We start from the raw sequence: 25,929 nt of genomic DNA, 5'->3' as shown, positions 1-25,929 counted from the left end.
ATGGCCAAGAAGAAAGACGCCGACAAGGACAAGTCGGGCAACAACTCGGTCGTCGCAACCAACCGGAAAGCGCGACACAACTATTCGATCATCGATACCTACGAGGCGGGTATCGCGCTGGTCGGTACCGAGGTGAAGAGCCTGCGCGAGGGTCTGGCGTCGCTGGCCGATGCGTTCGCCACCGTGGACGACGGCGAGGTGTGGCTGCGCAACCTGCACATCGCGGAGTACCACCACGGCACCTGGACCAACCACGCCCCGCGGCGCAACCGAAAGCTGTTGCTGCACCGCAAGCAGATCGACATGCTGGTCGGCAAGCTGCGGGACGGCAACTTCACGCTGGTGCCGCTCAAGCTGTACTTCTCCGATGGCCGGGTCAAGGTCGAGTTGGCATTGGCCCGCGGTAAAGAAGCGCACGACAAGCGTCAGGACATCGCAAAGCGCGATGCGCAGCGTGAGGTCACCCGCGAGATGGGTCGACGTTTCAAGGGCAAGATCTGACCGGGGTTCTGCTGGCGCTGCTGTCCGCGCTGGGCTACGGCATCAGCGATTTCGTCGGCGGCATCGCCTCACGACGTGTCGCCGCGCTGCGGGTCGTGCTGGTGTCATACCCGATCGCCGGCGTGCTGCTGACGCTGATGGCGTGCGTTGTCGGCGGCCAGGTTTCGTCGAATGCGGTGCTCTGGGGCGTGTTGTGCGGCGTTCTGCAGGCGTTCGGGATCTGGTGGTTCTACGCCGCATTGGGCTCTGGGCCGATATCGGTCGTCTCGCCGCTGACCGCGATCCTGGTGTCGGCGGGGCCGATTGGCGTCGGCGTCGCCATGGGGGAGCGGCCCAGCGGGCTGGCGATCGCCGGGATCGCGCTGGCGTTGGTCGCGGTGGCATTGGTCAGTGCCCAGGCCACCGATGAGGACGAGACACCGCACCGGTTCACCGCCAAGGTCGCCTGGCTGACCGTCGGCTCCGGATTGACCTTCGGGCTCAGCTTCGCCGTGATCCATCAGGTGCCGCACGAGGCGAAGCTCTGGCCGTTGGTATTCGCCCGCTTCGCAGCCACCGCGGTGGTGATGGTCGCCGCGTTGGCGACCCGCAATTTCGCTCTGCCACGCGGACTTCCACTGAAGCTCGCCCTGATCGCGGCGGCTCTCGACGTCATCGCGAACGTGGGGATGCTGATGGCGCTGCAGGCTTCCATGCTGTCGTTGGCGAGCGTGCTGATCTCGCTCTATCCGGCGGCGACCGTCGCACTGGCCATGGTGGTGCTCAAAGAGCGGGTTCGGGCCTGGCAGGCCGTCGGCATGGCACTGGCTTTGAGTTCGGTCGCGATGATCGCCGCGGGCTGATTTCTTCCGCGAGCAGACGTAAAACTGTCGAATTCGGGCGGAAAACGACAGTTTTACGTCTGCTCGCGAGGGACCCGATGCGAGGAAATCAGAGCTGGTTGATCCGGATCAGGTTGCCGGACGGATCGCGAAAGGCGCAGTCACGCACGCCGTAATCCTGGTCAGTGGGTTCCTGCAGGACGTCGGCGCCGGCAGCTTCCAGACGCGCGAACAGCGCGTCCAGATCATCGGTGGCCAAGGTGAGGGCGCCATAGGAGCCCTTGGCGATCAACTCCAGGATGGTGCGCCGCTCGTCGTCGGTGATGCCGGGGTCGGCGCCCGGCGGGTGCAGCACGATCGACGTGCCCGGCTGTCCGGGCGGGCCGACGGTGATCCACCGCATGTCTTGGTAGCCAACGTCTTTGCGAACTTCGAAGCCCAGCGCGTCGCGGTAGAAGGTCAGGGCGGCCTCGGCGTCGGTGTGGGGCAGGAATGCGTAGTGAATGGATATGTCCATGCCCATGACGGTAGTGGCGCTCAGTGCGGCGGTGCTTCTTGATTCCTGACCGGTCTGGTGACCTGCCGTGCCAGGCAAGCGGGGATGCCGTCGGCCGCCTGCGAGTGGTCGCGGCGGTACACGCTCGGCGCGACCCCGACCAGCTCGGTGAATCGGGTGCTGAACGTGCCCAGTGATGAAAAGCCAACGGCGAAGCAGACATCCGTCACGCTGAGATCGCCGCGCCGGAGCAGCGTCATGGCCCGTTCGATGCGTCGCGTCATGAGGTACGAGTAGGGCGATTCGCCGTAGATGCGACGGAACTCCCGGCTGAGGTGACCGGCCGACATGTGCACGCCACGGGCCAGGTCTTCGACATTCAGCGGCTTGGCGTACTCCCGGTCGATCCGGTCCCGCACCTTGCGGATCACCGTGATGTCCCGTAGGCGTTGCGCTTCCGCCCGGTCGTCCGCCATACGGTCATCGTCGCACGACAAAATTGGGACGCATCGCGCAATTCCCTGTCTGGACGGGTCTGCCGTCGTACGGTCGATCAGTGAGCAGCTCAACGCGACCCGTGACCGTTCTGGAGAAGTCCGATGTTTTACCCGCCCTGTTCGGGGTATGGGACGACCTCGACAAATTGCTGGCCACCATCTCCGAAGCGGAGCTGCTGACTACGCAGACCGAACTGCCCGGCTGGCACGTCCGGGATGTCGTCGCGCACCTCATCGGCACCGAGCTGATGCTCAAGGGCGAGCCGGTGCCGGAGGCCGACATCGACGTCTCGGAGCTGGACCACGTCCACAACCCCATCGGTGTGATGAACGAGTGCTGGGTCCGGTCGTTCGGCGCTCTCTCGAGTGCCGAGTTGCTGGAGAAGTTCCGCGCCGTCACCGGCGATCGACGGGCCACGTTGACCGCGATGTCGGACGAGGAGTGGAACACCCCGACGATGACGCCGGCCGGTCAGGACAGCCTCGGTCGCTTCATACGGATCCGGACGTTCGACTCGTGGATGCACGAGCAGGACATCCGCGAGTCGGTCGCACGACCGGCGCCGGACGCGGCGTTGCAGAAGCCGGAAGCGCGGCTGTCGCTCGATGAGATCGAGACGATGATGGGGTTCGTCGTCGCCAAGCGCGGGGGAGCGCCGGATGGATCGCGGGTAGCGATCGAACTGACCGGCCCCATGGCGCGCACCATTCGGGTCGCGGTCGACGGCCGCGCAGCGGTGGTGCCCGACTTCGGCGGTGCCGAGCCGACCACGGTGATCCGGCTGGATGGCTGGCAGTTCACGCGGCTGTGTGGCGGACGCCCGCTGGGGGCGGTGCGGCCGGTCGTCATCGAGTTCGAGGGTGACGCCGAGGTCGGCAAGCGCATCGTCGAGAATCTGGGTTACGTCATCTGACCTGGTCGAACGGCTGCGCCGGATACTCGGTGGAAGTTGTCGGTGCGGCCGGTATGATGGAGTGTCCTACCGAAAGTCGGTAGGGGTGCGAGGGGCTGAACGGTTTCGACTTCGCGCATCGAATCAAGAGAAGCGTGCCGGTGCAGGCAACTGACCACCGTAAGCGTCGTTGTAAACCAATTAAGCGCCGATTCCAATCAGCGCGACTACGCCCTCGCTGCCTAAGTAGCGACCGCGTGTCTGTCAGACCGGGAACGCCCTCGGCCCGGACCCTGGCATCGACTAGAGGGAACCACCCACGGGTTCGGTCGCGGAACCCATGGGGACATCAAACAGCGACTGGGATCGTCATCTCGGCTTGTTCGCGTGACCGGGAGATCCAAGTAGAGGCATAGCGAACTGCGCACGGAGAAGTCTTGAGGGAATGCCGTAGGACCCGGGTTCAATTCCCGGCAGCTCCACAAGGGAAGGCCCGGCTCGAATGAGCCGGGCCTTTTCGTTTGGTCGCTTCGTTCGGTCTGTCCCACACGCCCTTGGGCTCAGACGTTGCGCCTGTCCGCTTTGAGCAGGTGGGGTTCGGTATCGGTGTCGTCGATGCCGAAGCTGATGATGCGACGGGGCGTGATGCGAATGATTGCGGAATCGAGGGCATCTCCTGCGGGGCCATGTTGACCCGACGCTGTCGCGGCCTGTTGGGCGGTGCCGCGTATTTCCAGGCAACGCACGCGCCATGGGTTGCGCGAGGCGATGTCGTCGATGACGAAGGCCACCTTGTCGTGGTGGGCGAGGTTGCGGAACTTTTGGCTCTTGGCCATGTGGTAGCCCGAGATGTCGATTGTGCCCAGTTCCTCGTTGTAGGTGAAGCCCACTGGGCTGACCTGCGGTGTGCCGTCGGGCTGGATGGTGGCGAGTCGCCCGAGGTCTGCCGCCTTCATGAACTCGATTTCGTGTGCTTTGAAGGACATGCACTCCACGCTAAAACCTCAACGTAGGTTGAGGTCAACCCCGTCCGTGCCACACGCTTCGTAGTTTTGATACCACCATGTGGTGAGCGGCATTCCGCATTCTCGTGACAGAAAATGAAACGTGTTCTAGTCTCGCGTCATGAGCAACTTGGCGGCGATCGCTGATATTCAGCGACTCAAGTACCGGTACTTTCGGTCCTTGGACCTCAAGGAGTGGGACACCTTCGGGGATTGCCTCACTGCAGATGTCGTGACCCGCTACGGCACACATGCGATGGGTGAGCCGGTGCACTACGAGGGCCGGTCTGACGTCGTCGACTTCATGCGGACGAACCTCGACAACGGAATCATCACGACGCACATCGCCAGCCACCCGGAGATCGACATCGACTCCGACACCACCGCGCACGGTTCCTGGGTGTTCGAGGACACCGTGATCGTGCCGGGGCACGCGATGATCCGCGGCTCGGGCTATTACTCGGATACCTACCGCAAGGACGAGGACGGTTCGTGGCGGATCGCCAGCACCGGGTATCAGCGGATCTATGAGGCGCTGGTGCCGCTGGAGGATCTGCCGAGTTTTAAGTTGCTGGCGAACCGCTGGGCCTAGTGCCCGTGCGCTTCGGCGCCTAGTTTGTCACCACGTTCAGCACGAAGTTGGCGTCGGTCTGATTGGGCACCTCGGGCGGCACTTGAGCGGTGCCGTCACCCCGGGCCTTGTTGTACTTGCCGCTGCCTCCGACGATCGAGACGGGCAAGGTTTCGCCCTTGCTGAACACGGCAGCTCGGTCGGCCAGCATCTGGATCGAAATCTGTCCGCCATCGAGGATGAAGGTCTCGGTGCACGCGACGTCACCGGCGGTGGCGTCTCCGCTGACGGTCGTGCACTGCCCTGCCGTCCGCCCGAGCTTCGTGCCCCCTTGGCGATCGAAGACGTCGCCGGAGAAGATGAATTGGTCGCCGGGTCCTTCCCCGGGAGTTCCGAGATCCACGCTGGTCTGTCCGGTGTCGTGCTCGTAGAAATGCAGTGTCGTGACGGCTGCGGTGGAGTCGTCGGCCTTCTTGCCGCCTGAGGAACACGACATCGTCAGCAACAAGGCAGGGATCAACACAGCCGTCGTAGTACGCAACATGTTCATGTTTCTTCCTCTCGGAGGGCGAGTAGCTACCGACGGCCGCAAACCATCGGTTGAGTGGCGAGACCTCCTGATTCGTAGTTTCAGCTGCGAGTTCCCTGTGGGAAGCAACCATCTCAAGAGCATCCCACTCGCAGGGCGCAATTTTTGGCAAACAACTCAGCGATTGTGGCGGACTGGGAAAGTTAGGCTTGCTCCGGTGTGCACACGAGTGATCTGGCCAGACGCCGGCGACGCGGTCCTGGTCGGCCGCAACATGGACTTCCATCGGGACCTCATGACCAACTTGTGGAAGCAGCCGCGCGGCGTGACCCGCGACGACGGGGTCGCCGGCAAGCTGACCTGGACCTCGAAATACGGCAGCGTGATCGCCACCGCCTTTGACATCATTTCGGTGGACGGCCTCAACGAGGCCGGACTGGCCGGGCACGTGCTGTGGCTGGCCGAATCCACCTACGGCACACCGGATGCCACACGGACCCAGCTGAGTCAGGCGATCTGGCTGCAATACTTCCTGGACAACTTCGCGACGGTCGCCGAGGCGGTCGCGTGGATCGGCGAGACCAACGTGCAGGTGGTCCAACTCGACGACCCCACCGGTGGCAATCCGCCCACCATTCATCTGGCGCTCGACGACGCCACCGGCGACTCGGCGATCATCGAGTACCTCGACGGTCAGCCGAAGGTCTACCACAGCAAGGACTTTCGGGTGATGACAAACTCACCCACCTTCGATCAGCAGCTCGAGTTGGTGAAGAACTTCGAGGGCCTCGGCGGCTCCGAGCCGTTGCCGGGTTCCACGTTGGCCTCCGATAGGTTCGCGCGGGCCACCTACTACGCCGGCCGCCTGCCCACACCGTCCAGCCAGGTGGAAGCGATCGCGGGCATGTTCTCGGTGATCCGAAATGCCGCCCAGCCCTTCCGGATTCCGGATCCGGGCAAGCCCGACGCCTCGCAGACCATCTGGCAGGTAGTGCTGGACCTGACCAACAGGCGCTACGTCTACGAATCCACCACGCGGCCCAACATCGTGTGGGTGGATCTGGCTGATCTCGACTTCAGCGAGGGCAGCCCGCAGCTCAAACTCGACCTGATCAGCGACCTCGCCGTCGAGGGCGGCATCGCGGGCAACGCCGGTGGCAAGTTCAAAGACGCGGGACCGATGACCTTCTTGTCGCTGTCTGTCCTGCGTGAACTGGAGAAGGCGAAGACGGCGGATTGAGTGGCACGTCGGTGATTGCCATGACGTGTCGCTGACGCTCTGACAGTCTGTGCACGTGGACCTGATGTGGCGTGTCGTCGCGCTGACCGTCGCGACGTTCACGGTGCTGCTGGCGGTGCGCCGAGTGGTCATGGTCGTCAGCGGGTTGGTGTTCGCGCGCTACGTCGCCGTCGGCGGATTGGCGGCCTTCTCCGTCGAGCACAACGGGGCCGATGGCTACACGGTGCGGTTCGAGGTCGGCGGGCCCGCGGTCTTTCACAACGTCGCAGTGCAGCTGTTCGGCGTGCCCGAGGGTACGCAGCCGGCCCCGCCGGCGTTGCGCCACACCATGATTGCCGGTGACGATCCGATCGAGTGGAGCTTCCGGGTTCCCGACGACGCGGCGGTGCAGACGTGGGTGATGGTCACCTGGGTCCGGCCGTATCTGCAGGGCGTCGAATCAGAAGCGCTCGCGCACTGGCTGCAGGCCGGTCGCCTGTACGAATGGCGTTGGTACTCAGAGACGAACCGCTATGTGCGGACCGTCATCCGCTTCGTAGCCCGACGATGGTCCGTGGGCGGAGAGTCGTTGCGCGAGTTGCCGCTGTCCGGGCGCTGGCGACGCACCTCGTCGAACGACAGCGCCGATCTATTGGGCCCGGCGGCCACACCGCCACCGCGAACGTAGCCGGGGGAGGGCGAGCAGCTGGTCGCGCGCGGACGACCGTGCCCGACGGCTTGGGGCACTGGTGGATGCTGCAGGACCCGGTCCGGGGCGCCGCGGCCCTCACCGACTTCCGGAACTCAGGGCAGTACGGTGTGCAGCAGCATCACGTTGTACGCCGACCACAGCGACAGCGTGAAGTACAGATCGCGACCGTTGGACCACGGATGCAGGTACGGCGCGTAGACGCCGCCGGGGAACTGCTGCGACGACACCACCAATTGCTCTGGGCCCCAAGGTCCTTGCGGCGTCGGCGCGGTACGGATCACCACGTCGGACAGGTTGTTGCAGTACATCACCAAGTACTGCTTGAGGTAGGTGTTGTACTGCACCGACATCTCACCGACCGGGCCGGGGATGATCGGCGAGGCCGCGCTGGGGTTATTGGGCACCCACGACTGGCTCTCGTTGTTCCAGTACTCGTACTTGCTCATGTCGGGCAGCAGGTTCTGTGGCACCCGCGACACGAAGGCGGATCCGCTTCGGCCGGACGGGGTTCCGTACGAATAGATATAGCCGTCACTGCCTTTGAGGAATGCGCCCTGCTGAAAATTCTCGTTGCCGGGCATGAAGGCAACTCGCGACACGCTGTCCGGCGCCATCGGCCGGACACTGCTCGGATACACGCCCCAGTTCTGGCCGTTGTCGTTGGAGACCGCGATCGCCGAGTAGTTCGTCGTCCACTGGCCGGCGCTGTCCCAGTTCTTGATCGACATGAAACTGGCGTACTGCGTCTTGCCCACGGAGACACCGGAAGTCGGGATGATGCCCTTCTCGACCGGGGCCCAGCGGATGGTGGGGATGGTCTGCTTGGCCAGGTTCGGCTGCCACTCGGGTGAGCCTGAATAGGGGTTCGTCACCGAGCCGGGTGGGATGTGGACACCGCCCGACAGCGTGCGGTCGCTGGTGCGCACCATGGTGTTGTAGCGCCACTGCTGGTTCGGGGTGGCGCAGTAGCCGTACGTGTCACCGAACATCATCAGCACCTGGTTGTTCACCGGGTCGCCGTTGTCCCACATGATGCCGAGGTCGGTGCCGGAGATGCCGAACCGTTGCAGGGTGTCGCCGCCCGCACTCTGGTCGCCGGTCACCCACCCGACGAGGGACGTGGTGCCTGCGTCGATGGGCGGTGCCGGTGCTGCTGCGGGTTGGGGTTGCGTAGCGGCCGGAGCGGGCTGGGCCGCGCGTTGTTGGACCGGCGGCTGCGGCACCCGAGGCGTCCCGGGCACCACCCCGGCCTGCTGTTGCACGGTGCCCTTGGTGAAGGCGCTGAGCAGTGATCGGGACAGCTTGCCCAGAGTCGGCAGCGGGGCCTTGTCGATCGCGTTGCTCGGTCGATGGCCGCCCGACGTTGGCCGCATGACGCCGCTCGACGGCACCCCGTTCGGCGGCAGGACGCCCGCGTTGGGGCCGGTGCACGGATCGGCAGCTGCGCGGGGCGGCGCGATGCCGACCGCTCCGCCGAGAACGACGGCGGCCGTCAGTGCCATCGATGCAATGCGAGGACGCGGCGACACGGTCACACCTTTCGGATGGCGGGCGGCGCTCGGGCGCCAGCAGGGGCTTTTGTGACCATAGTTATCAATGAGGTTTGTGAGGCCCCTGCTGCGCGGATGGGTACCTATCTGTGACCGCGTCGCTACCGTTCACCTGGCGTTTGCCCGGCGAGGGTGACCCACATCGCAATGCTGGCGCAAGAGCGCCCGACCCAATGGGATTTGTCGCGCTCCTCAACGCGGCTCGTGCCTCGCCGCTTGATCGTCGCCCGACCTAGACTTCAGCGCATGACAGCCGCCCGGCGCGAACGCGCCGCACTCGTCGAATCCCTGCGCGAGCACGGGCCTGATGCGCCCACCCTGTGTGAGGGGTGGACCGCCCGTGATCTGGCCGCGCATCTGGTGGTGCGGGAACGTCGGCTCGATGCCGCGCCCGGAATTCTGGTGCCGCAGCTGGCCGGGTACACCGACCGGGTTCAGGCGCAGGTGACCGCGTCCACCGACTGGGAAAAGCTGGTCGACATGATTGCCGCGGGCCCGCCGCTGTACTCGCCGTTCAAACTGCTCGACCCGTTCGTCAACGTCGCCGAGATGTTCATTCACAACGAGGACGTCCGCCGGGCGGGGCCGGCCTGGGAGCCGCGGGAGCTCGATGACCGACTGGTGTCCGCATTGACCGGACAGGTGGCGAACATGGCGCGTATGGGGATCAAGAACGCGCCGGCACGGATCGTGCTGGTGACCCCCGAGGGCCGTCGCCTGGCCGCCGCCGGCCGCGGCGCGGAGGTGACTGTGACCGGCGCTCCCGGCGAGCTGCTGCTCTTCGCGGCAGGCCGTGGGCCCGCGCAAGTGACCTTCACCGGACCCGACGAGGCCGTCGCCGCCGTCCGAGGGTCGAACCGCGGATTCTGACTATCGGCGGCTACCCGCAGAAAGCACAACGCAGCTCAATCCCGAAGGATTGAGCTGCGTTGTCTTGGCTTCTGGGATCAGAAGTTGTTGCAGGTGTTCGCGACGTTCAGCACCAGGTCGGTGTACCCAGCGGCACCCGGGGTGTTGTACGCACGCGTGATCAGCGCCTTGCGCTGCTGCGGACCGGAGGCGATCAGCTGGTGCAGGTAGCCGACGCCGATCGGGTTTGCCTGCAGCTCAGCGGCGGCACCCGGGTCGAGCGCGGTCAGCGCGGCGATCACCTGCGGGTAGGTGCAGGTCGAGTACATGATCGCGGTGGGGTCCGGCTGAGCGGTCGCGACAGCGCCGCTGGCCATGACTGCGACCAATGCAGAACCCGCGCCGACCATCATCCGAGTGGTGAAAGACATGGTGTGTTCCCCTCCCGCACCAGCTAACTGATGCGACCAAAGTGATTAATGACTACGTTAGCAGCTCTATCGACCTGTTGTGGCTGAGCGTTACAGGGGCTGTTTGCGCATTCGGCGGGCTCTATCGGGTGTTCTGGGCGAACCGATGACAGCCGTCGGCATTCAGTGGATAGCGGGCAACACACGAGGCGATGTAGGCAAACCTAACCTAAATCAATCCGGTAGGCTCGCCGCTGAAATGACCGAGATTGATCAGGGCCCGGTGCTGCCGCGCGAGTTGACGTCGCTGTCCGCTGAAGTGCGCGCGGTGGGTGCACCACCCGTTCCGCAGCTGGTGGCTCCGTGGGCAGTGCGTCTTGTCGACGCCGACGCCGATGCTGAGCTGCTGTCCGAATGGATGAATCGGCCGCATCTGGCAGAGGCCTGGGAGTACGACCGACCGCCGCATTGGTGGCAGCGGCACCTTCAGGCACAGCTCGACGGCGAGTACTCGCGGCCGTTGCTGGTGAGCTACCAGGACAAAGCCATGGGCTATCTCGAGCTGTACTGGGCCGCCAAGGATTCCATCGCGCCTCGATACGATGCCGATCCCCATGATCTGGGACTGCACGCCGCGATCGCGGACGAGCGCTTTGTGAACCGGGGCCTGGCGCCGATGTTGTTGCCTCAGGTGTTGGCGAGTCTGTTTGAAATGGTGCCGTCGTGCCGTCGGGTGATGTTCGATCCCGACCACCGCAACTCCGGCGCGCGACGGCTGTGCGAGCACGCCGGTTGCGAATTTCTCGGTGAACACGACATGGCGAACCGCAGGATGGCGCTGTACGCGCTGGCGCGCCCATCCGTCTGACGTCCGACCCGCCCTGTATATAGGGGGAGTGGCAAAAAGGCTTCTGCTGGCGCTGACAGTGCTCGCCGTCGTGGGGGTGTGCGCCGGACCGTGGTTCTACCGAACCCAGATGGAAGGCCTGCCGGCTCCGGTCCTGACTCTGCCGTCGACGCTTCGTCCGGCCACCACAAACCTCGACGGCAAGTGGGTCGTGGCCGCGGGCCCCGACGACGAGGCCAACCGCTCCCAGGCCGGTTACCGAGCCAGACAACAACTGTTGTGGGAGACCGTGACCGTCACCGGGCGGACCAATGCGGTGCGGGGCGACGCCACCGTCGCGGGCGGCACCTTGCAGGCGGCGAGCTTCGTCGTCGACGTCGGGACGATACAGTCACCGCACCGCGGCCGCGATGACAAGTTCCGCAGCACCGACGTGATGGACGCCGCCCAGTTCCCGACGGCAAAGCTCGCTGTGCTCGATCCGGTGAACCTGTCGTCCATCGCCGGGGACGGCACGCCCACGACTCAGGAGGTGTCGGCGCAACTCACGCTCAAGGGCGTCGCCCGGCAGGTGGCTGTGCGGCTGGAAGTGCAGCGGTCGGGTAGTGGGGTTGTTGCCGTCGGACAAATCCCGGTCACCTTCGCCGATTACGGCATCATCCCGCCGGCGCCGCCGGCGGGACTGCTCGCCGTCGATCCGATCGTCACCATCGAATTCCTGGTGAACCTCGTCAAGCGATGAACCCGGCCGGTGACGTAACCACCGCGTCGTAGCCCTCGTAGTCGGGTCGCATGCCCGCCGCGACCAGCTCCCAGAGCACCTCGTCGGTGCCGCCGCCGACCCGCGCGAGTTTCATGTCGCGCCACCACCGACCCAAGGGTGTTTCGTCCACCAGATATCCGGCACCGCCGAAAATATGCATGCACTCGTCAACGACCTCGACGCCGAGCCGTGCCGCGGTGACCTTGATGGCCGCGGCCGCGCGCAGGTCCATGCGTCCCTGCGCGGCAAGCCCCGCCAATCCGTAGCGCAACAGGTCGACCCGGGCCTGCAGGTCGGCCAGCCGCATCCGCAGGGCTTGATGTTCGTACAAGGTATGGCCGAACTGGCGCCGTTTCATCATGCGGGCCAACGTGATTCCGATGATCCTGCGGCAGTTGGCCTCGATCTGACCGGCGATCGACAGCCGCTCCTGTGCCAAGCCCCAGGAGATGGCGGCCAGGCCGGTGCCTGCGCGCGCCACCAACGCTTCCGCGGGCACCCACGTGTCGATGTGGACTGCCGCAGTGTCGAGCGGGCCGGCACCCACCTTGCGGTAGGGCGTCTGGACGTCGACTTGGGCGGTCGGCACGGCAACCACCACCACGCTGCCGTGGCGGCTGCCCGGATCGTGGTCGACGCTGCGGGCGACCACCATGATGTGATCGGCGATGGGCGACAGCGACACGAACTTCTTGATGCCGCGGACCTCGAAACCTCCACGCGCGGAGACGACTTGGGTCTCGACGGTCTGCAGATCCGAGCCGCCGGACTCTTCCGACGCGCCGATGCACAACACGGCGTCGCCCCGGATGGCCTGCTCGGCGATATCGCGCAGATAGTCGGATTTGCCGAATCGGCGCAGGATTGCGATGGCCGAGTCGTGCAGGCTCACTCCCACGCCGATTCCCGCGGACCCGAGCTTGCCCAGTTGCTCGGCGAGCGCGAACACCTTGGCCACATCCGGATGCTGGCGCTCGCCCCACTTGGCGGCGAAAACCTCGGACTGGCCCAGGTATTCGATGAGCTTGCGCGGAAAGCGTTCGGATTCTTCAGCTTCCGCGGTCCAGTCGCGGACCCGCTCGTCGAAGACCTCGCCGAGCAGCTCTCGATAGTTCTCGGTGGTGCACGTCTCGAATGTGGTCATGAACCCACCGTTTCCAGCGTGCGTCTGACCTCGAGGCGTCGGAGTTTCCCGGATGAGGTCCGCGGCAGTGAGCCCGGTTTGAGGAACACCACGTCGGCCGGGACGATGCCGCACTCGGAGGCGACGAGCGCTACCACTTGGCTTCGGGCGGTCGATTCGTCGTCGCCCTTGAACTCCGCGGCGATCACCAAACCTTGCCGAGCGCCGGTGTCGTTGGTGCCCACCGCCACGACGGCGCCCTCGCGCACTCCGTCGGCGCGTGCGGCCACCTGCTCGATCTCCGTCGGGAAGATGTTCCGCCCCGCGACGGTGATGAGTTCCTTGAGCCGACCGCATACCACCAGACCGTCGTCGGTGAAGTAGCCGAGATCGCCAGTGGTAAACCAATTTTCGGGATCGATCGGGTCCAGGCCGAGATAGCCCGCCATCATCGAGGTGCCACGTACCTGGACTTCGCCGACATCACGTCCGGTGAGCTCGTGGGGCACATCCGTGGGGGCGATGCGGACTTCCATGCCGTCGATCGGCCGGCCGAGTATCGCGTACCTGCGCACAGCGGTACTGCCGTCGACGGTCACGGTGACGTCGTCGCGGCGTAGTCCACCGCCCGGCGCGGGAACGGTTACCGCGCAGGTTGATTCGGCCAGGCCGTACGACGGGCAGAGGGCGTTCGCATCGAAGCCAAACTTCGACATCTCGGTGGCGAACCGATTGGTGCCGTCGCAATCGACGGGTTCGCCGCCGTTGAGCGCGAATCTCAGTGCGCCCAAGTCGACATCGCTGACCAGGCGGGCGTACTTGCCGAGCAGTCCGTAGGCCATGTTCGGGGCAGCGGTCATGGTGGCCTTGCTCTCGGTCAACCATTTGAGCCAGTTGAACGGCGACGCCGAGAATGCGGTGGTGGGCGCCTGCCACAGTTCGCCGCCGCCGAGCGTCACGGTGAGCATGAACGCCAGGCCCATGTCGTGGTAGATCGGCAGCCACGACTGTCCACGATCTGCGTCGGTGACGCTGATCCGCGCGACCAGGCCGCGCAGGTTCGCCAACGCCGCGTCCGCAGGGATCTGTGCGGTGCGGGGGGTGCCGGTCGATCCCGCGGTGCCCTGCAAGATGCCGATGTCGGCGCTCCGGGAGGGGATGAACGTGGTCGAACGCTGTTCGTGTGCAACGGTATTGACGTCGTGCAGCTGCGTGCCGGTGGCGCCGGTGCGCAACAGGTCGAGATGCTTGCCGTGGCTGAGCACCGTGTCGATGCCGATACCGGCGAACCTGGTCAAGGTAGCGTCGGCCCAGGCGTGGGTGTCGGCCCCGCGAACCGGCCCGGGAAGGATGGATACGGCGGCGCCGGCGAAGATGGCGCCGTAGATGCCGGCCAGGAATTCCACCGTGGGTTCGCCGACCAGGCCAACTCGTGTTTGGCCATCGACGTGTGCGGCGACGTTCTCGGCGCGGGCGTGCACTTCCTGCCAGGGATGCCGCCGCCAGTCACCAGATTTCGGATCGAGGGTCACCAGGTCGCGCCCGGACTGGGTCATCGCCTGCGACAGGGCGGACGCGAGGCTCGATGTGCTCATGAGCGTTGGGCGGTAGGGAGTTTCGCGGCGATCGCGTCTTCGAGGTCGCCGACGGTCTCACTGCCCAGCAGGTCTTCTTCGGACAATGCGACGCCGAAGTGGTCTTCGATTGCGACCATGCCCACGGCGAAAGCCACCGAGTCCAAACCGACATCGTTGATGAGCCGTGATTCACGGGTGACGCGCTTGATGTCCACGCCCATGTCGTCCTGCATGATCTTGGCCAAGCCAGCGCTGACCGATTCAATTGTTGACTCCATGCCGAGGGACCGTAGTCGACCAAAGCTGTTTAGGCTAGGCTTACCTTCTATGTGAGAAAGTGTCCCAGACTGGTACCGCCGTCCCGGTATCCGTTGTCGACGGAAACCAGCGCCGGCACCCGCTCGCAGGTGACCACTCCATGGTCGGATGTCACCTCATCGATGAGATCGAAAGCGGTAGCGATGTTTTCGGGAGTATCGACCACGATGGTCGTGACGGGAACCTGGCGTCCGAGCTGAAACAGCCGGTCGCCATGCGGCGTTCGTCCGTCATGGAAGCCCCAGATGCCGCGCAGGGCAGTGACGCCGCGGGTGCCCTCGATGGCACGCAGGCGGCGCACGATCTCGCGGTGCACCGGCTCGCCGTCGTGCAGCGTGTCCTCGGTGGTGTACACCATGAGTTTCTGCCACAACGGAGATCCACTGGCATCGTGGGCGGGGAGCGCACCGGGACGGGTCAGTAGCGTCCCCGCCTGCTTGCAGAGCTCGGCCCGCTCCACCGTCACCAACGGGTCGGGCAGCAGGCGCTCCAGGTCGGGCAGGACTGCGGCAGCGCGGTCACCGTCGCCGATCGCGATGATCATGACGGGCACGTCCGTGTTCCGGTTGAGGAATCGGGCCCGCTCACGGCGGCCGCGGACCGTGCCGTCGACCCCGAGAAAGACGGAGGCACAGGCGAATCCGCTGCGGTGGAGCAGTTCGCACACCGCGATGTGGGCCGGCCTGCCATTGATCCGGTGCTGGCGCCCGACGTAGACGGTGAGCTTGGTATGCACGCCGGCATTCGCGGTGGTGACCAGCCGGGCGCGTTCGAGCGTGACCAGTCCCCGGGTCGTCAGCTCCACGGTCCGCTCGGCCAGCCCCGCGATCTTGTCGGCGGTGTCGACCGCGGCGATGGCCACCGGCAGGTCCTCGGACTGGCTCAGGGTCTGGTCGGTGCGCAGCTGGTGCCGTGGCCCGAATCCGGCGATGCCGCGCAGCACCACGCTGGTGGCGACGTTCGCGGCGCCGTAGAGGTCGAGCAGCTCCTCGGCCAGGAACCGGCCCTGATGACGTTGTCGCTCACCGAAATACGTCGTGAGTTTGAGGTAGTCCGCGGAATCGCTCACAGCAGGCCGCCCATCCATAGTCCCAGCGCCGCGGCAGCCAGACCGAGCACCACACTCGCCACGATATTGGCCAGTGCGAACCAGACCTGCCGTTCTTCGCCGAGCCGCTGGGTTTCCAGCATCCACGTCGAGAACGTCGTGTACGCGCCGACGAACGCCGTACCGGCCAGCAGCGCGACATTGGGGCTCAACGCCAGTCCGCCGAAGAAACCGAGCAGCCAGGCGCCGCTGAGATTCACCACGAAGGTGCCGTACGGGAAGCTGCTGCTCTTGCGTTTCGAGACGGCCCGGTCGACCAGGAAACGGGTCACCGCGCCCACGCCGCCGATGAGCGCGACGCCGGCCCACACCACCGCCGTCATGCCCGCACCCGTACCCGCCGCACCAGGACGGTCGCCAGGTACACCGCGGCCAGGCCCGCGATGATGCTGGCGACCGTGTAGCCGGCGGCCAGCCCGTAGGCGCCGTGCTCGAGCATCCGCACCGTCTCGACCTGCATGGTGCTGAACGTGGTCAAGCCGCCGCAGATGCCTGTGCCGAGCAGTGGACGCTGGTAGCTCGACACCGGCAGTCGTTCGAGCAGGCGGGTGGTGAAGTACCCGAGCAGGAAGGCGCCGACGATGTTGACCGCGAAGGTGGGCCACGGCCAGTGGCCGGGAGAGGGTGCCGCGTAGACCGCGAGGACGGCGCGCGCGGCGGTACCGATCGCGCCGCCAACGAACACGGCGGCCAATTCTCGGTTGTCGTGGCCGAACATGTTGCAAAAGTATCGTGACCGACCGTCGACCGGGCGACACCGGGGGAGTGTGGGTAGCAGAATCGAGTCCATGACGGCCAACCCGCGCGCCGGCCAACCGGCCCAACCAGATGACCTGATCGATGTGGCCCACGTGGTCACCGCCTACTACACAGTGGCGCCGGACCCCGAGAACGTCGACCAGCAGGTCGTATTCGGCACGTCGGGCCACCGCGGGTCCAGCCTGGACGCGGCGTTCAATGAGCCGCACATCCTGGCCACCACGCAGGCGATCGTCGAGTACCGCGCCGCGCAGGGCACCACCGGGCCGCTGTTCATCGGCCGCGATACCCACGCCTTGTCCGAGCCGGCCTGGGTCACGGCACTGGAGGTGCTGGCCGGCAACGAGGTCGTCGCGATGATCGACGCCGCCGACCGATACACGCCCACCCCGGCGGTCAGTCACGCGATCCTGACCTTCAACCGCGGCCGCGAAGGCGATCTCGCCGACGGAATCGTCGTCACTCCGTCGCACAATCCGCCGCGCGACGGTGGTTTCAAGTACAACCCGCCCAATGGCGGCCCGGCCGACACCGATGCGACGAGCGTGATTGCCAAGCGCGCCAACGAGATTCTGCGTGACGGGCTGCGCGACGTGAAGCGGATCCCGCTGGCGCGCGCGTTGGGCTCGACGGAGCGGCACGACTATCTGAATGCCTACATCGAGGATCTGCCGAATGTCGTTGATCTGCACGCCATTCGGGCCGAAGGCGTACGCATAGGCGCGGACCCGCTCGGCGGTGCCAGCGTCGACTACTGGGGCGCCATCGCCGAACGGCACCAACTCGACCTGACCGTGGTCAACCCGCTCGTGGACGCGACCTGGCGGTTCATGACGCTCGATACCGACGGCAAGATCCGGATGGACTGCAGTTCGCCGAATGCCATGGCCTCGCTGATCGCGAACCGGGACCGCTACCAGATCGCCACCGGCAACGACGCGGACTCCGACCGGCACGGCATCGTCACACCCGACGGCGGGCTGCTCAACCCGAACCACTACCTCGCCGTCGCGATCGACTATCTGTACACCCATCGCGCGGGTTGGCCGGGTTCCACCGCGGTCGGCAAGACGGCGGTCAGCTCATCGATCATCGACCGGGTGGTGGCCGGGCTGGGGCGACAGCTCATCGAGGTGCCGGTCGGCTTCAAATGGTTCGTCGACGGATTGCTCGGCGGCACAATCGGATTCGGTGGCGAGGAGAGCGCGGGGGCGTCGTTCCTGCGGACGGACGGGACCGTCTGGACCACCGACAAGGACGGCATCATCCTGGCGCTGCTGGCCTCGGAGATCCTCGCGGTCACCGGCGTCTCACCGTCGCAGCGCTACACCGAGCTGACCGAAAAGTACGGTGCCCCAACCTATGCCCGTATCGATGCGCCCGCCAACCGCGAACAGAAGGCCCGGTTGTCGAAGCTGTCGGCCGAGCAGGTCATCGCGACCGAGCTGGCGGGCGAACCGATCGTCGCCAAGCTCACCGCGGCACCGGGTAATGGCGCGCCGCTGGGCGGGTTGAAGGTGACGACCGAGAACGCGTGGTTCGCCGCGAGGCCGTCGGGTACCGAGGACGTCTACAAGATTTACGCCGAGTCGTTCAAGGGCCCAGAACATCTGGCGCAGGTCCAGGCCGCCGCGAAGGAAGTGGTGAATACCGTCATCGGTTAGGGCGAGTACCGCTTTGCTGAACTGGCGAAATTACACGCCGCTTTCCCAGTAAATTGCCAGGTTCGGGGGCGCTTATGGTTTTGCTGCGAAGTTGGTGCGCCATTGCTGTCATGGGCCTAGAGTTATGCCTGTTCACGACGCTTCATTTGCGAGAGGAGCAATCGTGAGTGCCGCCACAGATGTCCGCAGATATGCCTGCGCCGGTCTGTTCGCCGGACTGAGCGTCATCGTCGCCTTCCCGAGCCTCCCAGCGCCGTGGTACTGCATGCCCTGGGAGGATCCGGTGTGCAACGGCGTACCGCCGATTTGCACGTGTGTGCCGCACGGTGGTTCGGCCATTCCAGCCGAAGAGTTGACACCGGCACCCCAGCCTGCGCCCTCGATGGTGCCTCGCGGTCCGGTGACGAGGAACGGGCAATAGCGCGCCCACACAGAGGAAAGAGCATCGCCATGTTCGCATCGTCTTTGCGCCGGATTGTCTGTGCGGCCCTGCTGTCCGGCGGCATCGTCGCCGGCATTGCCATGGCGCCCATCGCGAGCGCGGACAAGGTGGACGAGCTTTTCCATTGCACGGACAACGGCGGCACCATGAAGGACTGCTGCGCAAAGGGCGGCGGGGACTACATCAAGCATCCCAACGGCACCGAAGTATGCACATTCGACGAAACCGGGACTCGGATAGCCAGAAACCCCGATGGGCGGCTTCAAGTCGTCGAGGGGGAGGGAACCACCAACCCGTTACCTCCGCGGGCGACGTACGCACCGTTGCCGCCGGGGATCGCGAACGTGAACTAGCGAGCGAACGCGCACCGGATACAAGCCAGGATTCACGGCCAATACAGTCATAGTGTGAGTGCTGTCACGGAGGGCGACTGTCCGGCCCCGACCAGACTTCCGGCTGAGATATGGGTGCTGGTCGGCGCCAACGTCGTCATCGCACTCGGCTATGGCGTGGTTGCGCCGGTGCTGCCGGCGTACGCCCGCAACTTCGGTGTCAGCATCAGCGCGGCGACGTTCGTCATCACCGCGTTCGCCGCGATGCGCCTGATCTTCGCGCCGCCCAGCGGACTGCTGGTGCAGAAACTCGGTGAGCGGCGGGTGTATCTGACCGGCCTGCTTATCGTCGCGTTGTCGACGCTGGCCTGCGCTTTCGCCCAGACCTACTGGCAGCTGCTGCTGTTCCGCTCGCTCGGCGGTGCGGGGTCGACGATGTTCTCGGTGTCGTCCCTGGCGCTGATGATCCGGCTGTCGCCGTTCGACGCCCGCGGCCGGGTGGCCGGCCTGTTCTCCAGCGCCTTCATGATCGGTGGCGTCGCCGGCCCGGTGCTGGGCAGCCTGACCGCGGGCCTGGGCCTGGCGGTGCCGTTCGGCATCTACGGCATGGCGCTGACGCTCGCCGCGGCCGTGGTGTTCGTCAGCCTGCGCAACTCGACACTGGCCGCTCCGGAAGAGGAAACCGGGCCGATGGTGTCGGTGCGGACCGTGCTGCGTAACCGCGCCTATCAAGCCGCACTGCTGTCGAACCTGGCGGCCGGATGGGCCGCGCTGGGCCTGCGGGTGGCGCTGGTTCCGCTGTTCGTGGTCGACGTGCTGCACCGCAGCGCGGGCATGGCCGGCCTGGTGCTGGCGATGTTCGCCGTCGGCAACGTGTGTGCCGTGATTCCCAGCGGGCATCTGTCCGATCGGGTCGGCCGGCGCAAGCTGCTGATCGTCGGGCTGACGGTGTCCTCCGTCTCGACGATGCTGCTGGGCTGGACCACGTCACTGCCGGTGTTTCTGGTGATCGCGTTCGTGACCGGCGCCGCGAGCGGCATCTTCATCTCGCCGCAGCAGGCTGCCGTCGCGGACATCATCGGCAACCAGGCCCGGGGCGGCACCGCCGTGGCGACCTTCCAGATGATGTCCGACCTCGGCACGATCCTTGGCTCGCTGGTCGCAGGTCAGATCGCCCAGCACGTGTCCTTCACCGCGGCGTTCGGCGTGGGCGGGGTGATCCTGCTGGCGGCCGCGGTGGGCTGGTGGCTGGCTCCGGAGACGCGTCATTCGGGTGACGAGGAGGAAACCCCGATCTGTCCGCTGGGCCACGAGCCGGTGGAAGGGTCCCTCTGACCAGCCGTTTTGTTCACCATGGGGCCGGTGGTGTAGCTTCATCAGGCACCACTTAAGGGGCTATGGCGCAGTTGGTAGCGCACCACACTGGCAGTGTGGGGGTCAGGGGTTCGAATCCCCTTAGCTCCACCCAATTCGGGCGGAAATCGCCTGGTAGATCGTTCGGACACGAACCGAACATCGTGCGACTGCACACAGCAGATTGCACCGCAGGGTTTACGCTGGTCAAGTGGACTCACACCGTGCTGCACAGATTGCACCGACCCGGCCGGGTTTCTAATGGCCTGGGTCGCATCGCGAAACAAGAAGGACGGCACCCCCTTCTGGTCGGTGTACTGGCGCGAATCCGGACGCGGCTCCAAGACCCAGTGCATCTCCTGGGAAACCCGCGAGGACGCCGACCACTGCAAGAAGCTGGTCGACGAACACGGCGGCGACAGAGCCCGCGAAATCATGCGCATCGTCGCCGCACCAAGACAGGCACAGACGGTCGCCCAATACCTCACCAAGCACATCGACCACCTCACCGGCATCGAACCCGGCACCATCAAGAAGTACCGGGCCTACGTGCGCAACGACCTCGGCGCCATTGCCACAATCCCCCTCACCGCACTCAAGCGCACCGACATGGCCCAGTGGGTCAACACCATGAACGAAGCCGACGAGGACGGCAACAGGCCCTCGGGTAAGACCATCTCCAACAAGCATGGGTTTATCGCCGGCGCACTCAATGCCGCTGTCGCCGCCGGCCTCATCAAGTCGAATCCGTGCGACGGCAACCGACTGCCGCGCTGGGATCGCGAGGAGATGGTGTTCCTCGAGCGTGAGGAGTTCGCGATCCTGCTGTCGTCGGTGCCGGAGTACTGGCGGCCGCTGGTGCAGTTCCTCGTATCGTCGGGCTGCCGATGGTCTGAAGCGACCGCGTTGAAGCCGCGCGCCGTGGACCTCGCGGCTGGCACCGTCCGCATCACGAAGGCGTGGAAGGCTGGGGCCACCGGTGGCTACGAACTCGGCGTACCGAAGACCAAGAAGTCGGTGCGTACCATCAACGTCCCGAAGCGTGTGCTCGAGCAGCTCGACCTGTCGGGGGAGTGGGTGTTCACCAACTCGGGTCGGGGCAAGGGCCAGTTCGCGGGCGGCGCCCTTGCGGCCGACGCGGGGCCGGTGCGGATCCATTCGTTCAACCCGAACGTCTGGGTTCCTGCCGTCGCACGCGCGCAGGCGGCTGGGTTGGGCAAACGGCCGCGCACCCACGACTTGCGCCACACATGCGCGTCTTGGCTGATTCAGGCTGGTAGACCACTCCCGGCGATTCAGGCGCACCTGGGGCACGAGTCCATCACCACGACGGTCAACACGTACGGACACCTGGACCGGTCGAGCGGGAGCGGGAACGCCGACGCCATCGACGCCATGCTCGCCTAGAAGCAGGGGTAGACGGCCGATACGGTCGACACAAACTGTGTCGCCATCTGCGGCGTCAGCTGTGGTTCGACGCCGAGCAGCTTCTGCGCAATCAGCGGACTCGACTCACCGCCCCGCAGCATCCCGCACGCCTCATGCGCGCGGCGCAGCATCATCGTCCGGTCCCAGATTGTCCAGCCGTTCCGTTGGATGGCAGCCAGGAACTCATCGTTGTACGGCACGAGGTCTGGGATCGGCCCTGAGAGCGTCCTAGTGGGCGGTACTGCGGCGATCGTCTGTGTGACCGGCGGTGGGCTGACGATCACCGTCGTGATGGTGGGCGGCGCTAGTGATGGAGCGGCGACGGTCGTCTGTGTTGGACTCGGCGCACCGACGGGCGCAACAGCTTCGTGCCGGCTCTGGCCGACGTACAAGACGGCTCCAACCAGGGCTGCCGCGACGGTGACGATGCCTGCCGCGATCAGCCCGACGCGCACACGTGACACAGGCTCTGGGTACTCGAGCACTTCCGTCTCATCGCTGTACGCGAGTTGCGGGCCAGTCTCGACAATCGCGCCACCGAGCTCGGTCGGAGCAACTCCGGTTTCACACTCGTGATCGACAGGCACGTCCCCCGACATGGCCCCTCCTCGACTAGATCGTCAGCTGCGTGATTTCAGTGTGTGGTTGATGGCGAACGCGGTCCAGACGATGGTCCACATGCCGCCCCACATGAGCCAGAGCACGCCGACCCAGCCACCATCGCCGCTGAATAGCGGCGGCAACCCGAACAGCAGCGTGCCGACCAGCGAGAAGAACGCGAGCAGCGCGAAGCCGTAGTGGATGGTCACCCGGCCAGGTTGCTGTGCTGGTGTCTGCGCGATTGGGCCGATGGCGGCAGTCCATTGGTTGCCGTCGAAGTATCGGTTCACGGGTGCGCCGTGAGGGTCTGGGTACCAGCCAGGCGGGGCGCTTGTTGTCATGGTTGGATCGTAGGTCTTTCGGGTAGGGGTTATTGACGCTTTCGCCGGGTTCACCTGCGGGTTTCTGTCAGTTGACTGGTAGCCCGCTGAGCCGTTACTGAACCGTTATGTTTGAGTCTTGGCAAACGCCGTTTACTACCTAGTCATTTAGTCGTAACCTAGCGTCTGACCGGCTACGCGGGGATCGCGGTCAACCTAATTCTCAAATGAAATCTCAGGGGTAGCAATGCCTTTCGTACAAACGCGCGCAAATCATGACCGCCGTCATTGATCCCGACCCACCCCCGGAAACACCCGCTGAACTTCTCCAACGCGTCCAAGCCGTACTTACGGCAATGCCCACGGTTGAAGCCGAAGCGCGGTTGATGCCGCATCTTGAATGGCAGCTCGACGGCATCCTCGACGACCTGACGAGCGCCGATTTACTGCCTGCCGAGCTGCTGGTCGTCGTCGCGGTCCTCGTTCCCGCGCACAGCCGGCGTCTTATTGCGCGGATACTTCCCGGAGGCCAACCTTTTAAGCCCCGTCTTGTCCACTGAGGTCGCGGTCTTCTGGGCTTGCCCGCCTTGAGTTTGTGCATCCGATTCCTGCGTAGTTTCCACGTCACCGGTGGCGCCTCTCGCTTCGAGGAGCACCCGAACCATTGCCCGGATGACGTCGCGCTCCCGCTCATTGAGCCTGCCCGCGTCATCGGGCAGGGTGAATGGTTTGCGATCGACCGCCGCTTCGCCACGGAGTTCCCGCACCCTCGCTGCTGGCACCCTGAACGCATCGGCTACTTGCTGTAGCGCGTCCTCGCTGGTGCCCCCGCCGAGCAATAGTCGACGGAGCCTGGTGTGGTCCATTCCAATGTGGTTGGCCAGCGGGCGATAGCCGAATTCGACCCCGATCGTGTCGAACAGTGATCGCCACTGCTCGGGGGGTAAATTCGAATCGCTCACGGCCCCACCATGCCTCTCGGATCACGTGTTCGAAAACACCATCGAATAGACGCACCGTATAGGAACTACACTCGCGTAATTCCTGCTCGCGGACGTTAGAGCCACATTCTTTCAGAAAGACCCTTGACCGGATCGTCTAGCGGTGTAGTGTGGTGCACACAACGCACAACGAAGAGAAGGGGGCGGCGAATGGGATTCACGTCACGCGACATGTACGCCGAGGTTGACATCGACATGTTCCGTCGAGCCCTCATTCGGTCGCGGCTGTCGTACCAGGAGTTGGCCGACGACGCGACCAAGGAATTGCGTCGGATCGTCCGGTCGGAGAAGAAGAAGAACCGTGGGGCGAACCTCCCGGAGACCATCTCCAAAGCGCTGATTGGGCAGATCGCTAGCGGGGCGGCGAAGACCACACACGAACTGCGGGCCGTCGCTATCGAAAGGGCGCTCTCGGCGTCCGACGGCGACCTTTTCACGCCCAAGGTGTTGCGCGGTGCTGGCACCGCACAACGACGGACCGCATAGCAAAAGGCCTCACCCGCGCGAACGAGTGAGGCCGACCGACAAGAGAAAGGAACTTCTCAATGTCAGACACACAGTCTATCGGCAACTGCCCGACACCAGACAAGAAGTGGTACCGGTCGCAGGCCGAGGCCAATCGGCACGAGCGCGAGCGCTACACCGGTCGCCACGGCAAGAAGGAACGTCTCTACCCGTATGAGTGCCCTGGCGGTGGGCACTGGCACCTCACCCACCACACGCCCGAACAGCAGGGCGTCATCTTCGACAAGGGCACCCGCAACCCGGGCCTCGTTGCGACATCCAACATGTTCGACGAAACGAACGTCCGCCACGTCTTCACCACCGAGCCGGTGTGGGTCGGCCACGACGTCTGTGTTGCCGTCGGCATCTCCAAGTACCGCGACGCACTCGCGCAACTTGATGATGACGAAAGGGTGTCCGTGGTCGTGGACACCCCTGGCGGACCGCAGCGCATGACCGCAGTCACCGAGTCTGGTATCTGGTCGCTGCTACTCATCAGCCGGTCGCCCGACGCCAAGCGATTCAAGCGGTGGCTGACCCACGAGGTATTGCCCGCAATCCGCAAGACCGGCCGCTACGAGGCCGTCGGCGCGAGCATCGCCCTGCCGGACCGCAAGACGCTCGCGCAATGGGTTGTTGACGCAGAGTCGCGCGCGGAGATCGCCGAAGCTCGGGCCGCCGAGCTGTCCGAGCCGGCATCGGCGTGGAACGAGCTAGCAGAAGCTTCGGGTGACTACTCGGTGTCCGATGCGGCGAAGGTTCTCAGCCGCGACCCAATGATCAACATTCGGGAACGCAGCCTGTTCACCTACATGTCGGGCATCGGATGGGTGTTCCGGCGCGACCGCCGCTGGAAGGCGTACCGCACACAGCTCGAAACCGGGCGCCTAACAGAGAAGGTCAGCAAGCCGTTCTGGCACGAGGGGCGCGGTGAGTTCGTCAACGCCGAACCAACAGTCCGCATCACACCGAAGGGCCTGGCCGACTTACACAAACGGCTCGGCGGTAGCGGGCAACTCGCTTTGGTGGCGGCGTCATGAACGACTTCACTTACCAATACGCCATCCGGCGACCGGACGGGGAGTTCATCCGGATACCCAAGTCGTCGGACCTTTTTGGCAGCCTCTTCGGCCGCACCTGCGGGACTGATGAGACACGCCCGCCGAGAACTTGGGACTCGCGAGAGGCCGCCGACTCTGCGCTGAACGACATTCGCGAGCGCGCGGCCGATCTGGGCGTCGGTGACTGGCTGGGCGTTGTGGTCCAACGGCTTTGTACGCCCTTCACTCTGCATGATCCGGCTGAGCACTTCGCCGAAGAGGTTCAGCAATGGATGGACGGGGGCTGTCGATGACTCAGTATTTCTCGCCGCCTCCGAAGCTGCGGCACTTCAGTCCGAGACTGAAACCCGCTGTCTACGTGTCGAACCCGAGGAGTAAGCCGTGAGAACCAATTCCCTGGAGGAGTACGCGGACGCTGTTCGTGGTGGTCATTCGGATGCGGATTTGCAGTGGCTGGAGAAGCGTCTGCGGTCGGGCGTGTTGCCTGGGTATAAGGCCGGCCGGAAGTGGCGGGCTACGGATGAGCAGATCGCGGAGGCTGTCGCGCGGTTGACGCCGGAACCTGTTGCGTTGCCGGATATTCCGGTGCCGTCTGGGATGACTCGGACGTCGCGTCGGCGGTTGATGCGGGATGCGTCATGAACAGTTCTGTTCTTCCGTGGGTGAGGCGGACGGTC

At 65.2% G+C, this 25,929-nt stretch carries 30 protein-coding genes, 1 tRNA gene, 1 other RNA gene and 1 pseudogene; 18 read left to right on the top strand and 15 right to left on the bottom strand.

Annotated elements, in window-relative coordinates; translation table 11 throughout:
* Both smpB and A7G45_RS23240 read left to right on the top strand, forming a co-directional pair.
* Positions 1-501: an SsrA-binding protein SmpB gene (gene smpB, locus A7G45_RS23245; RefSeq protein WP_260940522.1), complete on the top strand. Its 501-nt coding sequence runs from the start codon at positions 1-3 to the stop codon at positions 499-501.
* Positions 498-1,343, top strand: a complete 846-nt coding sequence (locus A7G45_RS23240; RefSeq protein WP_260940860.1) for an EamA family transporter — start codon at positions 498-500, stop codon at positions 1,341-1,343. Before smpB ends, A7G45_RS23240 begins: the two co-directional genes overlap by 4 nt.
* Positions 1,344-1,431: 88 nt before the next feature.
* On the opposite strand, the gene A7G45_RS23235 is transcribed toward A7G45_RS23240, so the two are convergent.
* Both A7G45_RS23235 and A7G45_RS23230 read right to left on the bottom strand, forming a co-directional pair.
* On the bottom strand, positions 1,432-1,839 hold the full coding sequence (locus tag A7G45_RS23235; RefSeq protein ID WP_260940521.1) for a VOC family protein: 408 nt from the start codon (positions 1,837-1,839) through the stop codon (positions 1,432-1,434).
* A gap of 20 nt (positions 1,840-1,859) precedes the next feature.
* A complete protein-coding gene (locus A7G45_RS23230) occupies positions 1,860-2,294 on the bottom strand; it encodes a helix-turn-helix transcriptional regulator (protein ID WP_260940519.1) in 435 nt (144 codons plus the stop codon).
* A gap of 80 nt (positions 2,295-2,374) precedes the next feature.
* Between A7G45_RS23230 and A7G45_RS23225 the strand changes: the two genes are divergently transcribed.
* Both A7G45_RS23225 and ssrA read left to right on the top strand, forming a co-directional pair.
* Positions 2,375-3,229: a maleylpyruvate isomerase family mycothiol-dependent enzyme gene (locus A7G45_RS23225; protein WP_260940517.1), complete on the top strand. Its 855-nt coding sequence runs from the start codon at positions 2,375-2,377 to the stop codon at positions 3,227-3,229.
* Between the two features lie 91 nt (positions 3,230-3,320).
* Positions 3,321-3,693, top strand: a transfer-messenger RNA (tmRNA) gene (gene ssrA, locus A7G45_RS23220).
* A 75-nt stretch (positions 3,694-3,768) separates the two neighbouring features.
* Here ssrA and A7G45_RS23215 read toward each other — a convergent pair.
* Positions 3,769-4,194, bottom strand: coding sequence for a PPOX class F420-dependent oxidoreductase (locus A7G45_RS23215; RefSeq protein WP_260940515.1), 426 nt, complete (start codon positions 4,192-4,194; stop codon positions 3,769-3,771).
* Positions 4,195-4,333: 139 nt separating this feature from the next.
* Between A7G45_RS23215 and A7G45_RS23210 the strand changes: the two genes are divergently transcribed.
* Positions 4,334-4,804: a nuclear transport factor 2 family protein gene (locus A7G45_RS23210; protein ID WP_043394733.1), complete on the top strand. Its 471-nt coding sequence runs from the start codon at positions 4,334-4,336 to the stop codon at positions 4,802-4,804.
* 19 nt (positions 4,805-4,823) lie between these two features.
* Here the strand turns inward: A7G45_RS23210 and A7G45_RS23205 are convergent, their stop codons facing one another.
* Positions 4,824-5,333 (bottom strand): allene oxide cyclase barrel-like domain-containing protein, encoded by a 510-nt coding sequence (locus A7G45_RS23205; protein ID WP_043394734.1) that lies wholly within the window; start codon positions 5,331-5,333, stop codon positions 4,824-4,826.
* Positions 5,334-5,529: 196 nt separating this feature from the next.
* Between A7G45_RS23205 and A7G45_RS23200 the strand changes: the two genes are divergently transcribed.
* Positions 5,530-6,552 (top strand): bile salt hydrolase, encoded by a 1,023-nt coding sequence (locus tag A7G45_RS23200; RefSeq protein WP_260940513.1) that lies wholly within the window; start codon positions 5,530-5,532, stop codon positions 6,550-6,552.
* Positions 6,553-6,607: 55 nt separating this feature from the next.
* Positions 6,608-7,219, top strand: coding sequence for a hypothetical protein (locus A7G45_RS23195; RefSeq protein ID WP_043394738.1), 612 nt, complete (start codon positions 6,608-6,610; stop codon positions 7,217-7,219).
* A gap of 116 nt (positions 7,220-7,335) precedes the next feature.
* Here the strand turns inward: A7G45_RS23195 and A7G45_RS23185 are convergent, their stop codons facing one another.
* Complete coding sequence (locus A7G45_RS23185; protein ID WP_276555572.1) at positions 7,336-8,745, bottom strand: glycoside hydrolase family 183 protein; 1,410 nt, start codon at positions 8,743-8,745, stop codon at positions 7,336-7,338.
* A gap of 294 nt (positions 8,746-9,039) precedes the next feature.
* Between A7G45_RS23185 and A7G45_RS23180 the strand changes: the two genes are divergently transcribed.
* Complete coding sequence (locus A7G45_RS23180; RefSeq protein ID WP_260940511.1) at positions 9,040-9,663, top strand: TIGR03085 family metal-binding protein; 624 nt, start codon at positions 9,040-9,042, stop codon at positions 9,661-9,663.
* A 77-nt stretch (positions 9,664-9,740) separates the two neighbouring features.
* Here the strand turns inward: A7G45_RS23180 and A7G45_RS23175 are convergent, their stop codons facing one another.
* Entirely contained in the window at positions 9,741-10,073 is a 333-nt protein-coding gene (locus A7G45_RS23175; RefSeq protein WP_043394742.1) for a hemophore-related protein, read from the bottom strand.
* A 238-nt stretch (positions 10,074-10,311) separates the two neighbouring features.
* Here A7G45_RS23175 and A7G45_RS23170 point away from each other — a divergent pair, with 238 nt between their 5' ends.
* Complete coding sequence (locus tag A7G45_RS23170; RefSeq protein ID WP_043394744.1) at positions 10,312-10,920, top strand: GNAT family N-acetyltransferase; 609 nt, start codon at positions 10,312-10,314, stop codon at positions 10,918-10,920.
* 28 nt (positions 10,921-10,948) lie between these two features.
* Complete coding sequence (locus tag A7G45_RS23165; RefSeq protein ID WP_051954820.1) at positions 10,949-11,641, top strand: YceI family protein; 693 nt, start codon at positions 10,949-10,951, stop codon at positions 11,639-11,641.
* On the opposite strand, the gene mbtN is transcribed toward A7G45_RS23165, so the two are convergent.
* The 6 genes from mbtN to crcB (A7G45_RS23135) are packed head-to-tail and all read right to left on the bottom strand — an operon-like array spanning position 11,631 to position 16,506.
* On the bottom strand, positions 11,631-12,806 hold the full coding sequence (gene mbtN, locus A7G45_RS23160) for a mycobactin biosynthesis acyl-ACP dehydrogenase MbtN (RefSeq protein WP_260940510.1): 1,176 nt from the start codon (positions 12,804-12,806) through the stop codon (positions 11,631-11,633). The two genes, A7G45_RS23165 and mbtN, sit on opposite strands and share 11 nt — an antisense overlap.
* Positions 12,803-14,380 (bottom strand): long-chain-fatty acid--ACP ligase MbtM, encoded by a 1,578-nt coding sequence (gene mbtM, locus A7G45_RS23155; RefSeq protein ID WP_260940509.1) that lies wholly within the window; start codon positions 14,378-14,380, stop codon positions 12,803-12,805. The genes mbtN and mbtM overlap by 4 nt, the downstream gene beginning before the upstream one ends.
* Positions 14,377-14,640 carry an acyl carrier protein gene (locus A7G45_RS23150; RefSeq protein ID WP_043985446.1) on the bottom strand — a complete coding sequence of 88 codons (264 nt, stop codon included), beginning with the start codon at positions 14,638-14,640 and terminating at the stop codon, positions 14,377-14,379. The genes mbtM and A7G45_RS23150 overlap by 4 nt, the downstream gene beginning before the upstream one ends.
* 47 nt (positions 14,641-14,687) lie before the next feature.
* On the bottom strand, positions 14,688-15,767 hold the full coding sequence (locus tag A7G45_RS23145; protein ID WP_377042156.1) for a putative PII-like signaling protein: 1,080 nt from the start codon (positions 15,765-15,767) through the stop codon (positions 14,688-14,690).
* Positions 15,746-16,111 (bottom strand): fluoride efflux transporter CrcB, encoded by a 366-nt coding sequence (crcB, locus tag A7G45_RS23140; RefSeq protein ID WP_043394752.1) that lies wholly within the window; start codon positions 16,109-16,111, stop codon positions 15,746-15,748. The genes A7G45_RS23145 and crcB (A7G45_RS23140) overlap by 22 nt, the downstream gene beginning before the upstream one ends.
* On the bottom strand, positions 16,108-16,506 hold the full coding sequence (gene crcB, locus A7G45_RS23135; RefSeq protein WP_043394754.1) for a fluoride efflux transporter CrcB: 399 nt from the start codon (positions 16,504-16,506) through the stop codon (positions 16,108-16,110). Before crcB (A7G45_RS23135) ends, crcB (A7G45_RS23140) begins: the two co-directional genes overlap by 4 nt.
* 70 nt (positions 16,507-16,576) lie before the next feature.
* Between crcB (A7G45_RS23135) and pgm the strand changes: the two genes are divergently transcribed.
* The 5 genes and pseudogenes from pgm to A7G45_RS23110 all read left to right on the top strand — a co-directional run bounded on the left by pgm (position 16,577) and on the right by A7G45_RS23110 (position 21,745).
* On the top strand, positions 16,577-18,211 hold the full coding sequence (gene pgm, locus A7G45_RS23130) for a phosphoglucomutase (alpha-D-glucose-1,6-bisphosphate-dependent) (RefSeq protein WP_260940507.1): 1,635 nt from the start codon (positions 16,577-16,579) through the stop codon (positions 18,209-18,211).
* 450 nt (positions 18,212-18,661) lie between these two features.
* Complete coding sequence (locus tag A7G45_RS23125) at positions 18,662-19,006, top strand: hypothetical protein (RefSeq protein WP_043394758.1); 345 nt, start codon at positions 18,662-18,664, stop codon at positions 19,004-19,006.
* 54 nt (positions 19,007-19,060) lie between these two features.
* Positions 19,061-20,316, top strand: a pseudogene (locus A7G45_RS23120) (MFS transporter); the annotation flags it as partial.
* 60 nt (positions 20,317-20,376) lie between these two features.
* Positions 20,377-20,449 (top strand) — tRNA-Ala (locus tag A7G45_RS23115).
* A 150-nt stretch (positions 20,450-20,599) separates the two neighbouring features.
* Positions 20,600-21,745, top strand: coding sequence for a tyrosine-type recombinase/integrase (locus A7G45_RS23110; RefSeq protein ID WP_260940505.1), 1,146 nt, complete (start codon positions 20,600-20,602; stop codon positions 21,743-21,745).
* On the opposite strand, the gene A7G45_RS23105 is transcribed toward A7G45_RS23110, so the two are convergent.
* From A7G45_RS23105 to A7G45_RS23095, 3 genes are all read right to left on the bottom strand, one after another.
* Entirely contained in the window at positions 21,742-22,365 is a 624-nt protein-coding gene (locus tag A7G45_RS23105) for a DUF732 domain-containing protein (RefSeq protein WP_260940504.1), read from the bottom strand. The genes A7G45_RS23110 and A7G45_RS23105 overlap by 4 nt on opposite strands.
* 21 nt (positions 22,366-22,386) lie before the next feature.
* Entirely contained in the window at positions 22,387-22,707 is a 321-nt protein-coding gene (locus A7G45_RS23100) for a DUF2510 domain-containing protein (protein WP_260940503.1), read from the bottom strand.
* Between the two features lie 422 nt (positions 22,708-23,129).
* Entirely contained in the window at positions 23,130-23,648 is a 519-nt protein-coding gene (locus tag A7G45_RS23095) for a hypothetical protein (protein WP_260940502.1), read from the bottom strand.
* Between the two features lie 189 nt (positions 23,649-23,837).
* On the opposite strand from A7G45_RS23095, the gene A7G45_RS23090 reads away from it, so the two are divergent.
* Genes A7G45_RS23090 through A7G45_RS23080 form a run of 3 tightly spaced genes read left to right on the top strand, consistent with a single transcriptional unit; the run spans position 23,838 to position 25,545 of the window.
* The gene (locus A7G45_RS23090; RefSeq protein WP_260940501.1) at positions 23,838-24,173 is read left to right on the top strand and encodes a hypothetical protein; all 336 of its coding nucleotides are present in this window, start codon (positions 23,838-23,840) and stop codon (positions 24,171-24,173) included.
* Positions 24,174-24,232: 59 nt separating this feature from the next.
* Entirely contained in the window at positions 24,233-25,231 is a 999-nt protein-coding gene (locus tag A7G45_RS23085; RefSeq protein ID WP_260940500.1) for a phage antirepressor, read from the top strand.
* A complete protein-coding gene (locus A7G45_RS23080; protein WP_260940498.1) occupies positions 25,228-25,545 on the top strand; it encodes a hypothetical protein in 318 nt (105 codons plus the stop codon). The genes A7G45_RS23085 and A7G45_RS23080 overlap by 4 nt, the downstream gene beginning before the upstream one ends.
* Positions 25,546-25,929 lie beyond the last annotated feature (384 nt).

The organism is Mycolicibacterium llatzerense (genome assembly GCF_025331195.1).
In the GTDB taxonomy this organism is placed as follows: Bacteria; Actinomycetota; Actinomycetes; order Mycobacteriales; family Mycobacteriaceae; genus Mycobacterium; species Mycobacterium llatzerense.
This window is presented reverse-complemented; position numbering and strand designations above follow the sequence as displayed.